Below are 12,958 nucleotides of genomic sequence, written 5' to 3'. Positions count from 1 at the left end.
AAAGGGCCGCCCGGCATAACCGGACGGCCCTTTATTTTTCGATGCACAAGTTGCAAAAGCTTAATGTTTAACCTTGTGTGGGTCGAGCGCATCGCGGAAGGCATCACCCATATAATTAACGCTAAGCACGGTTAGCGAAATGGCAAGGCCGGGCCACAAAACCCGCGACGGCGTGATTTGCAGGAAATTGGCCCCGTCATAGAGCAACCGGCCCCAGGTTGGAAAATCCGATGGAAAACCAAGGCCAAGAAAGCTAAGCGCTGATTCCGTGATAATGGCGGTGGCAATGCCAAGGGTTGCCGAGACCATGATCGAACTCATGACATTGGGCAAAAGGTGACGCAGGATAATGTTATATTCCCGTGTGCCGCCACTTTTGGCCGCCAGAATGAATTCCTGATTTTTGATCGATAACACATCGCCGCGCACAATGCGGGCGGTGTGCATCCAGCTGGTGATGCCAATCACGAACACAATCAGGATAAATATCCCGGTTTCGGGGCCAAATATCGCCCGTAATGTTTCGCGAAACAGCATGATAATCACCAGCAACAGCGGCAATAACGGCAGTGCCAGAAACAAATCGGTCAGCCGCATTAACGGGCCATCAAGCCATTTGATATAGCCCGATAACAAACCGACCACGGTGCCCAAAAACAGCGACAAGGCCATGGCGACCATACCGACCGACAGCGACAGCCGCCCGCCCGCCAACACCTGTGCCAGCATATCGCGCCCCAGATTATCGGTGCCAAACGGGTGCAGCATACTGGGGCCCTGGTTTTTGGACCGGATATCGAGAAATTGCGGATCAATGGTGTGGATATAAGGCCCGATGGTGACCGCGATGATAATGATCAGAAAAACCGCAGCGCCAATGATACCGCCTTTATGATCGCGAAAACGCCCCCATAACTGCATGGCGCGCGACCGTTCCTGCGGCAGGGTTTCGAGCTGCATATCGGGTTGCGAGGCATCAGTCATAGCGAATCCTCGGATCTAGTACGCCGTAAAGCACATCGGCAATCAGGTTGAACAGCACAATCAGGACCGCGAAAATAAAGGTCAGGGTTTGCACAACCGGTATATCCCCGCCCTGAATGGACGTAATCAGCAATTGCCCCAGCCCGTTTACCCGAAAAATCTGTTCGGTAATGATGGCACCGGAAAACACGGTGGGGACGCCAAGGGCGATCACCGTGACCACCGGGATCAGGCTGTTGCGCAGCACATGCACCAGCAGGATGGTTTTTTCCTTAACCCCTTTGGCGCGTGCGGTGCGGACATAATCCTGATTAAGGTTTTCCAGCATCGATGCCCGTACAAACCGGCTGATTTGCGAGGTGTTATACAGGGCCAGCACCATAACAGGCAGGAACATCTGTCTGATTTGAAAAACCAAACTCGACCAGTCGGTGACTTTGTGATTGGTGTCATAGATGGACGGAAACCAGTGCAGCTTGACACTGAAAATCACAATCAGCAAAACGCCGGTAAAGAAGGTCGGAACCGAAAAGCCAATCATGGAAACGAAGGTGCCAAGCTGGTCAAAGATCGAATATTGCTTGTGCGCGGAAATAATCCCGATCGGAATGGCGATAAGAATACCAACGACATAGGACATGCCAACCACCCACAGGGTTTGGGGCATGCGCTGCACAATCAGGTCGACCACCGGGCTGCGGGTTGCCCAGGAGCGGATACGCAACCGGTCGGCTGATTCAAAAATATCGGCGCCGGTGATCTGCGACAGGATATTAAGCGGTTCGTTGACGAAAAACTGGTGCAGCCATTTAAGATAGCGGATCAAAAACGGGTCGCCCAGCCCAAGGGACTGGCGAATTTGTTCGCGAACTTCTGGCGGAATGGTCAGGGGCAGGTTGCCCGTCGGGTCGTTCGGGGCAAGGTCAAGCAGGGCAAAGATGATAAAGCTGATCACCAACAGGGTCGGGATCGCAAACATCAACCTGCGCAAGGTGTAATTGAGCATGGGGGCGCTCCAGACTGGAGGGGACTAAAAGCAGCGCGGGCCTGTATTGCTACAGGCCCGGCCAGTCTGGGTGTTATTTCTTGCGCGACCAGGAAGCCACGTTCCACAGCTGCGAATCCCAGGAGTTCATGCGAACACCATCAAGATTTGCGGCACGGGCGGAAACGTCGCCCCGGTGGATAAGCGGGATCATGGTGCCAGCTTCGATCAGCATATCGTTCATTTCTTTGGCAATTTCGGCCCGGTCTGCCAGTTTGCCGGTTCCGGCCAGTTTGGCAGCAAGTTTGTCATATGCCGGGTCGCAATAACGCGAAATGTTTTCACCCAACCAGCCGTTTTCCGGGCTGGGGATGCGTTCGCAGGTCCGACCGGCAAGGTATTTTTCCGGGTCGGTGCCGTCGAAGTTGTTGGTGTACATTTCAACGTCGGAATAAAATTTCTGGAAGGTATCCGGGCTGGCCGGGTCGCCACCAAAAAAGACCGACGGGTCGGTGTTGCGCAGTTCGGTTTCAACGCCAATCTGCTGCCACATCTGCTTGATCAGGGCCTGGCTGCCTTGTCGGACCGAGTTGGTCGAGGTTTGGAAAATCAGCGACAGGCGGGCATCGCCCTTGGTGCGAACACCGTCTGATCCCATAACCCAACCGGCATCGTCGAGCAATTTATTGGCACCGGCGATATCCTGCTTCAGGCACCAGTTATTTTTGGTTGATGCGTAAATATCGGGCGCGGGAACGAAGTTACAGGTTGATCGGCCTGCTTCGCCGTATCCGGCTTCAACCAGCAAATCGCGGTCAATTGCGATGGACAGGGCCTTGCGTACTGCCGGGTCGGACAGGGCGGGGTTGGGGCCGGCCTGTTTGGTTGACCGGGCATCACCGGCAGCGGCACTGGCATCGTACGGGTTAACTTCAAGGCGTTCAACCTGGGTGCCAAACGATGAAACGATCACACCTTTGCCGGCCTGGGCCATTTGCGCCAGAATTTCCGGCTCGACCTGAAGGTTCCAGGCATAGTCATATTCGCCGGTTTCAAGAACGGCGCGTGCTGCCGATGCGGCATCGCCGCCGCCTTTAAGAACGGCCGTGGCAAAATGGGGTTCGTCAGCAACGCGGTAATACGGGTTGGCTTCAAACGAAATAACGTCGTTTGGTTTGAATTCGGTTACCCGGAACGGGCCGGTGCCATGCGGATGAAAGTTGGCATCGGTGCATTCGGGGGCTTTGGGGCCCATGCAGTCTTTGAATTGGGCCTTTTGCAGGATCGGCGACTGGCTGCCAACAAACGGCCCATAGGGGAACGGTTTGGCGACACCAAAGGTAACCTTGACCGTCAGCGGGTCAATGGCTTCGACCTTGGTCACATCGGAAAAATAGGCGCGCTGCTGGCAGCCGCCATCGGGCGCCAGGCAGTAATCGGCGGTAAAGGCAACGTCTTCGGCGGTGAAATCGGTGCCGTCAGACCATTTGATGCCTTTGCTGATTTTCCAGGTGATGGATTTAAGGTCTTTGGAAACGCCGCCATTTTCAACGGTCGGAATTTCGTCGACCAGTTCGGGGACCATGTTCCCTTTTTCGTCGTAACGGGCCAGAGGCTCGATCACCATTGAGGACCCGTGAAGGTCTTTGGTACCCCCCGAAAGATACGGGTTAAGGATGGAAACGGCTTGCCAGTAAAGGATCTTGAGTTCCCCGTCCGATCCTCGGGCGGCCTGGGCGCTGGTGGCAGCGCCAAGTGCCATAACGACTGCTGACGCTGTCAGCAGGAGGCGAAGTTTGGTCATTATTTTAATCCCTGATTGAATTGGCCGGTTAATCCGGCTCGGCCTTGTCTCTTCCCAATCGCCGCAGAAACCGGTTCCGTGTACGGAACTTCTTGTTTGCACTGCAAAAAAAAGAAAAACCACCAGTGGCGGTTCAGGAGGTAATCCTGGGTGGCGGTCCTTTTTGATTGAAATGCCGCGTTGGTAAGCTGATGAAATCACATGCACATTTTTTATTCAAGAAGGAAACATTTCTTCTTGCTGATCGAAGTTTGTGCTGCGTAACATTGTTTTGTCACGAAAAAAAAATCCCATAACATTTAAAATCAGCGAGGCCACCACCAATGCCTGTTTTAAATCAATCAAACGAGCTGTATGCCGAAGTCGCGGCATGGCGACGCTATCTGCATGAACATCCCGAATTGCTGTATGACGTTTTCGAAACCTCAAAGTTTGTTGAGGCCAAGCTGAAAGAGTTTGGCTGCGACAGTGTGGATTACGGACTGGGAAAAACAGGCGTTGTTGGCGTCATCAAGGGCAAGGCTGGTGATGGCCCCGTCATCGGCCTGCGCGCAGACATGGATGCCTTGCCGATTATGGAAGCAGGCCCGGTTGAATGGGCCTCGAAAACCCCTGGTAAAATGCATGCCTGCGGCCATGATGGCCACACGGCAATGCTGTTAGGGGCGGCGAAATACCTGTCGCAGACGCGAAATTTCAAAGGCTCTGTCGCGCTGATTTTTCAGCCTGCTGAAGAAGGCGGCGGCGGCGGGCTTGCCATGATCGAAGACGGCTTGATGGACAAGTTTGCCATCGAAGAAGTTTATGGCATGCACAATTCGCCGGGCTTGCCGGTGGGGCATTTTAATATTCGCAAAGGCCCGGTTATGGCCGCTGCCGACCATTTCGAGGTTACAATTACCGGCAAGGGTGGCCATGCATCCACCCCGCATCTGGGCGTTGACCCGGTTGTTATTGCGGCACAAATTATTACATCGGTGCAAAATATTGTGGCGCGCGAAACCGACCCGCTGGAATCGCTGGTGGTATCAATCACCGCCATTCATGGCGGCGAAGCCCATAACGTGATCCCGGCCGATGTTACCATGAAGGGCACTGTGCGCACGTTGCTGCCCGAAATTCGCGACATGGCCGAAAAACGCTTTGTCGAAATTGTTGAAGGTACCGCCAAGCTTTTGGGTGGGTCGGCCAAGGTTGATTATCATCGCGGTTATCCGATTACGCAGAACCACGATGCGCAAACCGATTTTGTCACCACCGTTGCCCGTGACGTTTCGGGCGATGCGGCGGTTAATACCAGCCCGCCACCGGTGATGGGAGCCGAGGATTTTTCCTATATGCTCGAAGCGCGCCCGGGGGCGTTTGTGTTTGTGGGCAATGGCGATACCGCCAACCTGCATCACCCGGAATACGACTTTAACGATGATCTGCTGCCGTTTGGCATCAGCTATTGGGTGTCGCTGGTTGAAAACAAACTGGTGGCCTGACAATGCGGTGGGCCCTTCGGGGCCCATTTTGCATTTTTGCCTAAAATGACCCGCGAAAAAGCGGGCAGTGAAATTTAATATACCACATCAGGGGGTATTCCATGCCGACAGTTGCTGCCGCACCACAGGCTGCCAGCGGTTTGTTAGGGCCAGTTCTAAGTGTTGAAAACCTGTCGACGTCTTTTCGGGTCGGGCACGAATGGAAAAACGTTATCCGCGATATCAGTTTTGATATTTCGCCCGGTGAAACCGTTGCCATTGTGGGCGAGTCGGGATCGGGCAAAAGCGTAACCTCGCTTTCCATCATGGGGCTTTTGCACAAACACAATGCCAAAACCGAAGGCCGGATCATGTTTGGCGGGCAGGATTTGCTGTCCTTGGCACCCGAGCCCATGCGCCATATTCGCGGCAATGAAATATCGATGATTTTTCAGGAGCCGATGACCAGCCTGAACCCGATTTTCACCATCGGCCAGCAAATTGCCGAAGCCATGCTGTGCCATCGTGATATTTCCAAAAAAGACGCCCGTGCCGAAACCATTCGCTTGCTTGAAAAAGTACGCATTCCCAATGCCGCGGCACGGTTTGACGAATACCCGCACCAGTTTTCAGGCGGGATGCGCCAGCGTGTTATGATCGCCATGGCCCTGGCGGGCAAGCCGCGGCTTTTGATCGCCGATGAACCGACAACCGCCCTTGATGTGACCATTCAGGGCCAAATTCTTGATCTGATCAAATCTCTTCAGGAAGAAGAAGGGATGGCGGTTTTGTTTATTACCCACGATATGGGGGTGGTTGCCGAAATTGCCGACCGGACCATTGTGATGTTTCGCGGTGATGTGGTTGAAACCGGTAAAACCGCCGATATTTTCTATCATGGCAAACATCCCTATACCCGTGCGCTTTTGGCCGCTGTGCCCGCACTTGGGTCGATGAAGGACAGTCAGCTTCCCCGTCGTTTCGCCATTGTCGATGTTAAAACCGGTGTCGCCACGGGGGATACCGAAGTTGCCGATACGGTTGATCATCACGTAACGCCGGTTTTGTCGGTTAAAAACCTGACCACCCGGTTTGATATTACATCGGGCATTTTTGGCCGCAAAACCGGGGCGGTTCACGCGGTTGAAAATGTGTCGTTTGACCTGTTTCAGGGCGAAACATTATCGCTGGTTGGCGAGTCTGGCTGTGGTAAATCCACCACCGGGCGTTCGATCTCGCGTTTGGTGGAGCCCACCAGCGGCGAGGTCACCCTTGACGGCTATGATGTGATGAATTTGCGCGCGCCGGGCCTGCGCCAAATGCGACGCAGCATCCAGATGGTGTTTCAGGACCCGTTCGCCAGCCTTAACCCCCGTATGACCATTGGCTCGGCTGTGACCGAACCGTTTGTTGAAAATGGTCTGGGGTCGCGCAAACAGGCCCGGGAAAAGGCCGCCGACCTGCTAGACCGTGTTGGTCTGGGTGCCGATATGATGAAACGCCTGCCGCATGAATTTTCCGGCGGGCAACGCCAGCGTATTTGTATTGCCCGTGCGCTGATGCTGGACCCCAAGGTGATTGTTGCCGATGAATCGGTTTCGGCCCTTGATGTGTCGATCAAGGCGCAGGTGTGCAATTTGCTGATGGATTTGCAGCAAAGTCTGAATTTGGCGTATTTGTTTATATCGCACGACATGGCGGTGGTGGAACGGGTAAGCCACCGGGTGGCCGTGATGTATCTGGGGGAAATTGTTGAAATTGGCCCGCGCGAATCTGTTTTTGACAATCCCCAGCATGAATATACCAAAAAACTGATGGCCGCCGTGCCGGTACCAGACCCGGCCCGACGCGACATCAAGCGCAACATATCGGTTGATGAAATCAAAAGCCCGGTGCGCGGGCTGGATTTTGTGCCGCCGGTTCGCGAATATCGCGAAGTCAGCAAAGGGCACTTTGTGCAGCTTTAACCACCACCCACCTGCGTTATGGCAGGGAAGCGCACACCAAAAACAATTCAGGCATCGGGTTAAACCGGTGCCTGTTTTTATTTGAACGCGTTGGTAATGCCCGGGAAGGTTAAAGACGGAAGTGACGGTAACCGTTTCCCGCATCGGTCACCGCCACTTTTCCACCTTGAGAGGCCTGCGAGGAGAGAGGACCCGCAGGACAGGACAAGCCTTTTTGGGGACAATGCGAATGGGTTTCATTCGCGGGCTGTGTCTGGAGCTGTTATACGTAAGCCCCGAACCCGACGCAAGTGAAAATCGTTATTAATTGCAAAAAAAATCAGATTGGCTTGTAAAACAGTCGCCGGGGTTTCCCGTCATGGTGCTTGTTGCTGTATAAGTAATTGATTTTAAATAAATAAAAAGGCCGCAACAAGAAGTGCGGCCTTTAGTGTTTTTTGTGATGAGGACGGTTTTAAGCCGAAATACGTTGTAAATGGTTGTCCCATTTTAACGATTTAAGCGAATCGTCGGGCAGTTCGGTCCTTTTGCGGTTGAGGGCATCCATCCGCCAGCCTGATCCGAGGCCGCTGGTGCCAACAAATTCGCCCTTGCGGTCGGTTGCAGCAATACCGCAGCCATCCGGGGCGGCAATGTTGGTCAGGAATTTGCCATTTTGCGCATCCCAGAAGGTTACAACACCGCCGCGCGGGCAGGATATGGCAAAGACGGAACCCGAAACATCAAACCGCACACTGCCGCAATATTGGCGCATCCGGTATTGCACATTATCGGGGGCTTCAAGGGCGTGCAAATCTGGCCCGCCCGGTTTCCACAGCCCCACCAGCGGTACTTCGTCGTTCAAACCGCCATGATACTGAAAACCCGTCGCAATGGTGCCATCGCGGGTTACGTCGATATGGCGGATCGAAAGTTTGTGCCAATCGTCCTTTAGCCGGGTCTGATACAGCTTTTCGCCGGTTTTACGGCTGATCACGGTCAGGTTCGGTTCCATGGTTTCGATGTTTAGCGGTGTTCTGCCATCAAAAGCCGGGTGGGTTTTAAGGCCGCCATTGGCAATTGCCATGCCCTCGCCATCGGGCAACAAATGCAGCTCGTGCGGGCCCATGCCATAGCTGTCAAATTCGGCAACGCGCTTATAGCCGTTTTGCGCATCCCACACCGAAATAACCCCGCGTGCGTTATCGAAGTCGTTTTCGGTGATATAAAGGTAACGCCCGTCATTGGAATAAACCGAATGACCATAAAAACGCCGGTCTTCCGGGCTTTTTAATGTCGCGCGGACTTCGCCTGTATGGCGGTTCATAATCAGGGCATACAGGCCGGGGCGGCGTTCAACGGCGGCCACATCGACATGGTTGGGGCGCAAGCCCACATCATGACCACGGCCGGGCAGGGGCTGTTCATACAGGATTTTGCCCTGCGCGTTAAAGGCGCTGACATAAAAGTCGTCATTATTGCCTGCACTGGCACTGATATATACGGCGCGGTCTTCGGGCGCGGTTACCGTGGTTGCGGCCCTGGCAAAGCTGGCGGGCAAAAAGGTGATCGCCCCGCCCAACCCAAACAGGCGCAAAACATCCCGGCGTTTGGCGTTAAAATCAGTCTCCATCAAGGGCATTGAAACCACCTCCAAGTTCGGTGTGACCACCAACGTCATTTTCCACCAGCATCACGCCATAGGCGACCTGGTTTTGCAGTTCCTGAATTTTGTCAAACCCGCCCGGTTGCGCCAAAACAGCCACCATGGAGCTGGGCAGGGCGTCGCTGGCATCGCGGATTTTTTGCCAGTTCAGGCGAAACGATTTGTCGAGCAGGCTATCGGCCCCGATCAGGGCAACCATGCCTTTGCCGCTTTCGCCCGCCCCGTTCAGTTCGCCATCATAAATGGCAAACAGCGATTTCAGGTTATGCGAAATATTGCGAAGCGATCGTTCGGCGCGCCAGCTTTCGGCGCGTTTGGCATTGGCATCATCCGGCCCTTCGCCCAGCGGACGCGCCAGTTTCTGGCTGATAATGATCAGCATGCCTTCATGCAACGCACGGTAAAGGTCGGTCGCGGCAAATTTTGATGTCGGGTAATCCAGGCTCTCTGGCCCGGCATTGATCATGGCATCGGCAAAGGCGGGCCATTCGGCCACCAGATCGCCGGTCAGTTTTTCAAGGTTGCCTGCAATTGTTGTCCCATATTGGCACAAATAAATGCCGTCCTTGCCGTTGGCAACAATCTGCCCGGCCAGTTTGGGGTTAAACAGCACTTCTTCCAGTGCCGGGAAACCCTGAAGGGCGGCACTGGCATCGGCGATTTTGGCGGGGTCGGTATAAAGCGGCGGTTTGTTGCGCAGTAACATGCGGAACTGGCGGGTGGCGGTGCCATGTTTGTCGGGCCAGTATTCAATCATCTGGTCGCGGCCATCGGCCATCATTGGCCCCATGCGCCACGGTTGCACTTCCTGCCAGCGGTCCATTGCGATGTTAAAACCATCGCGCATTTTTGCCAGTCCGGCTTTGTCCGGGCTTTTGCAAAAATCACTCATGCCTGTGGCAAGGGTCGCCGTGCTGGAATGCAGGGCATCAAGTTGCGGCGGCAAAACCTTGGACAGCAAATGAACGATCACATCATGATATTGCCCGTCGGGAAGGTCGGCATGGGCGGCTGGCGGCGCAGATAGCCCGGCAGCGATGGTTATAATCAGCCCGGCCATGGCCCGGCGGCAGCCGGTATCAAACAACGGCATGTCTCCCCCTAAAGCGATTTTAAAAACGCGATCAGTTTGCTGCGATCCGCTCGTGGCAAGTTTATAACAGCATCGCGCGCCTGTTGCGCTTCGCCGCCGTGCCACAATACGGCTTCAAGAATGGTATTCGCCCGCCCGTCATGCAGGAAACCGGCGCGAGAATCAATTTCCTTTGTGCGTCCAAGGCCCCAAAGGGGCGGCGTGCGCCATTCGCTGCCGCTTGCCTGGGCCTCGGGCCGGTGGTCGGCAAGGCCGTCGCCCATGTCATGCAACAAAAGGTCGCTATAGGGCCAAATCAACTGGCCGGACTGTTCCGGGTGCGCAGTGTTGACCGGTAATTGATAACTGGGGCGATGGCAGGATGCGCAACCAAGATCGGTAAAAATCTGTTTGCCCGCCAATATGTCCGGCGCATTGGCGTCGGCGCGCGCGGGCGGTGCCAGATTGCGGGTGTAATACAGGATCAAATCCGTAATAACGCTATGCGCTTCCAGATCTTCAAATTCGGGCGTGTTGCCATTTTGCGCTTCGCGGCACAGGGTTTGCGCATCGGTGCAATCCCCGGCTCCGTCCGGGTACAGGGTGTTTGACAGGCCAACATCAAATTGCATGGCATTTTTGTTTTGCTGGTCCAGTGTCGGCATTCCTGCCTTCCAGCCAAACCGGCCCAGCGTTACCTTTTGTTCGGCGATGTTCCAGACATGGTTGGCGCGGCCTGAAATGCCATCGCCATTTGCATCGTCGGGGTCGGCCCTATCGGTGATCATGGCGGCGGGAATGGCTTCGAGTAATCCCAGACCAATCATTTGCGGGGCAATGCGCGGCGAAATCATTAGTCCGTTATGTAGCGGGCCATAGGCCAGTTCTGTCAGTTTATATTCCGGCTTATGCAGGGTAACTTTATCGCCGTCGCTCAGGCCAACAACATGGTCGTCATAATTCACCATTACCCGCCCTTCGGCGGGGATACCGGGAACAGACAGTTCTTGAAACTGGTGGCCATAAACCGGGTCGGCAATGGAATTGGCCCGGCCACTTGCCAGCAAGTCGCGGTCGGCATCGTTTTGGGGCGGAATGGACAGGCGCAGCAACATGGCAACGGCGGCGCGGTCGGGGTCGTTTTTGGGGTCCAGGGCGTGGCCACGGCCATTGCGCACATGGCAGCCAAGGCAGGACCGCGAATTATAAAGTGGCCCTAACCCGTCGGTGGTTTGGGTGCGGGTGGGGGCAGCCACCCACATGCGCTGAAACAATGCCTCGCCCAGTTTGAAATCCATGCGTTTTTCAAACGCCATATTGGCCGAATAATGGGTAAAGGCGGATCGCCCGGTTTTTTTGACCCATGTGGTATCCCCGCCGGGAAAAGCATCGGCGGGAAGGGGGCTGTTCACGGCGTTGGGCGATTGTTGGGCGTGAACGGCGATTGGGGAAATCGCAACGGTACTGGTTGCGATACATCCAAGCAGCACCCAAAAACGAGACGTCAAACGGATGGAAAAACCGGGAAAGGGCATGACAGGGCAATCTTGATGAAAGAAGCGGTCGACGGGAAAATGCAGAAAGGGCAGGAAAGCAGTTGGTCGGGCACTGCCTGATCGGATAGGGCAGCAACAGCGAACGCGGCAAAGGAAAATAATCCCTTGCCGCGTCATATATGTGTCAGTTCAGGCGGTGGGCTGATCGATCAGGATCAGTTGATGGCATCGGGGTTATCAAGGCTGTCCGACCCTTCAAAGCTGATGCCTTCAAGGCCGATGGCACCGACAACCTGTTCGATGGATTTGGTCTGATCGACCAGCGCATCAACAAACTTCTGAACAGCGGCATTGCCTTCTTCATTGCCTGCGGCAATCATCTGGTCAAAATGTTCGCCATTGTTGGCGCGATCAACCATTGCCTGACCTGCCGCAACCGACGCGGCCAGTTTGGTTTTGATTTCCTTGTCCAGATCGGCATTGCTGGCGGCAACCAGACCGGAAAGCGACGGGCCTTCAACTACGCTGCCATCGGTGCGGGTATATTTGCCCAGATAAACGTTCTGGATACCCAGCGCATCATAGAAATGCGAATTGTGGGTGTTATCCGAGAAGCAGTCATGGCTTTCTTCCGGATCATGGAGCAACAGGCCAAGTTTGGTGCGCTCGCCGCCCAGTTCGCCGTACGAAAGCGATCCCATGCCGGTGATTTCGGCGGTCAGGCCGGTAGCACCATTATCCTGCATCACGTTTTTGCGCGCATCGCCATCATCTGCCCACTGTTCCGACATCCAGGTCAGGTCAGAAACCAGAAGATCGGTTGCGGCTTTCAAATAATCGCCACGGCGGTCGCAATTGGCATTGGTGCACTCATCACCCTTGGCATAGTCGGTCCAGGGGCGGTTGCCGGCACCGGGGCCGGTACCATTCAAATCCTGCCCCCACAGCAGAAATTCAATGGCGTGGTAACCGGTGGCAACATTGGCATCAACGCCATCAATTTCATGAAGCTGTTCAAGCAGGTCGGCATTGATGGTAGATGCATCAATCGTGTCGCTGCCGATTTTCAGTTCAGGATTGGCAATAACGTTGGCGGTATAAGCCGGGTTTTCTTCGCTTTCGCTGCCATAAAGGTCGCCATCGACATAATCGATCAGGCCTTCATCCAGCGGCCATGCGTTAACCTTGCCTTCCCAGTCATCCACAATCGGGTTGCCAAAGCGAAACACTTCGGTCTGCTGATAGGACGGACGGGCGGCAATCCATGCGGCGCGGGCTTTTTTCAAAGCTTCTTCCGACGGATTGTCGATCAGGTTGTCGACGGCGGCCTCAAGCGTCTTTGCCGTTGATACAGCGTCGCTATATCCGGCATGCGCGATATCGGCGTAGTTTTTCATAACGGCATCGCCGTTAGGGGCCGCATGGGCCGTGTGGGCCATCGGCGCGCCAAGCACACCCATGATGGCAGCTGTGCCAAGAATTTTTGTAAATTTCATTGGAATATCTGTCCGTCCCTGTTGGTAGATCAAGCGTCTCGCC

At 54.8% G+C, this 12,958-nt stretch carries 9 protein-coding genes; 2 read left to right on the top strand and 7 right to left on the bottom strand.

Going from position 1 to position 12,958, the window contains the following annotated elements; all coding sequences use genetic code 11:
* Positions 1–60 precede the first annotated feature (60 nt).
* The 3 genes from TMES_RS18770 to TMES_RS18760 form a co-directional block, all read right to left on the bottom strand.
* Entirely contained in the window at positions 61–984 is a 924-nt protein-coding gene (locus TMES_RS18770) for an ABC transporter permease (RefSeq protein WP_085585414.1), read from the bottom strand.
* On the bottom strand, positions 977–1,990 hold the full coding sequence (locus TMES_RS18765; RefSeq protein WP_085585412.1) for an ABC transporter permease: 1,014 nt from the start codon (positions 1,988–1,990) through the stop codon (positions 977–979). The genes TMES_RS18770 and TMES_RS18765 overlap by 8 nt, the downstream gene beginning before the upstream one ends.
* A gap of 73 nt (positions 1,991–2,063) precedes the next feature.
* On the bottom strand, positions 2,064–3,773 hold the full coding sequence (locus TMES_RS18760; RefSeq protein ID WP_085585410.1) for a peptide ABC transporter substrate-binding protein: 1,710 nt from the start codon (positions 3,771–3,773) through the stop codon (positions 2,064–2,066).
* A gap of 323 nt (positions 3,774–4,096) precedes the next feature.
* On the opposite strand from TMES_RS18760, the gene TMES_RS18755 reads away from it, so the two are divergent.
* Together TMES_RS18755 and TMES_RS18750 are read left to right on the top strand one after the other, a co-directional pair.
* Entirely contained in the window at positions 4,097–5,260 is a 1,164-nt protein-coding gene (locus TMES_RS18755; protein WP_085585408.1) for a M20 aminoacylase family protein, read from the top strand.
* Between the two features lie 101 nt (positions 5,261–5,361).
* The gene (locus tag TMES_RS18750) at positions 5,362–7,206 is read left to right on the top strand and encodes an ABC transporter ATP-binding protein (protein WP_085585406.1); all 1,845 of its coding nucleotides are present in this window, start codon (positions 5,362–5,364) and stop codon (positions 7,204–7,206) included.
* A 454-nt stretch (positions 7,207–7,660) separates the two neighbouring features.
* On the opposite strand, the gene TMES_RS18745 is transcribed toward TMES_RS18750, so the two are convergent.
* From TMES_RS18745 to TMES_RS18730, 4 genes are all read right to left on the bottom strand, one after another.
* A complete protein-coding gene (locus tag TMES_RS18745; RefSeq protein ID WP_245835511.1) occupies positions 7,661–8,827 on the bottom strand; it encodes a DUF1513 domain-containing protein in 1,167 nt (388 codons plus the stop codon).
* Positions 8,808–9,944 (bottom strand): imelysin family protein, encoded by a 1,137-nt coding sequence (locus tag TMES_RS18740; RefSeq protein WP_085585404.1) that lies wholly within the window; start codon positions 9,942–9,944, stop codon positions 8,808–8,810. The genes TMES_RS18745 and TMES_RS18740 overlap by 20 nt, the downstream gene beginning before the upstream one ends.
* Before the next feature lie 8 nt (positions 9,945–9,952).
* Complete coding sequence (locus TMES_RS18735; RefSeq protein ID WP_245835510.1) at positions 9,953–11,335, bottom strand: di-heme oxidoreductase family protein; 1,383 nt, start codon at positions 11,333–11,335, stop codon at positions 9,953–9,955.
* A gap of 299 nt (positions 11,336–11,634) precedes the next feature.
* On the bottom strand, positions 11,635–12,915 hold the full coding sequence (locus TMES_RS18730) for an imelysin family protein (protein WP_085585401.1): 1,281 nt from the start codon (positions 12,913–12,915) through the stop codon (positions 11,635–11,637).
* Positions 12,916–12,958: the final 43 nt, after the last annotated feature.

The organism is Thalassospira mesophila (assembly GCF_002115755.1).
GTDB classification, from domain to species: domain Bacteria; phylum Pseudomonadota; class Alphaproteobacteria; order Rhodospirillales; family Thalassospiraceae; genus Thalassospira; species Thalassospira mesophila.
The sequence above is the reverse complement of the archived record's forward strand: the minus strand, read 5'-3'. Positions and strand labels throughout refer to the sequence as shown.

Coding starts and splice junctions, on each gene's coding strand:
- TMES_RS18740 (WP_085585404.1), bottom strand. CDS start 9,944: ATGCCGTTGTTTGATACCGGCTGCCGCCGGGCCATGGCCGGGCTGATT.
- TMES_RS18730 (WP_085585401.1), bottom strand. CDS start 12,915: ATGAAATTTACAAAAATTCTTGGCACAGCTGCCATCATGGGTGTGCTT.
- TMES_RS18765 (WP_085585412.1), bottom strand. CDS start 1,990: ATGCTCAATTACACCTTGCGCAGGTTGATGTTTGCGATCCCGACCCTG.
- TMES_RS18760 (WP_085585410.1), bottom strand. CDS start 3,773: ATGACCAAACTTCGCCTCCTGCTGACAGCGTCAGCAGTCGTTATGGCA.
- TMES_RS18745 (WP_245835511.1), bottom strand. CDS start 8,827: ATGCCCTTGATGGAGACTGATTTTAACGCCAAACGCCGGGATGTTTTG.
- TMES_RS18755 (WP_085585408.1), top strand. CDS start 4,097: ATGCCTGTTTTAAATCAATCAAACGAGCTGTATGCCGAAGTCGCGGCA.
- TMES_RS18750 (WP_085585406.1), top strand. CDS start 5,362: ATGCCGACAGTTGCTGCCGCACCACAGGCTGCCAGCGGTTTGTTAGGG.
- TMES_RS18770 (WP_085585414.1), bottom strand. CDS start 984: ATGACTGATGCCTCGCAACCCGATATGCAGCTCGAAACCCTGCCGCAG.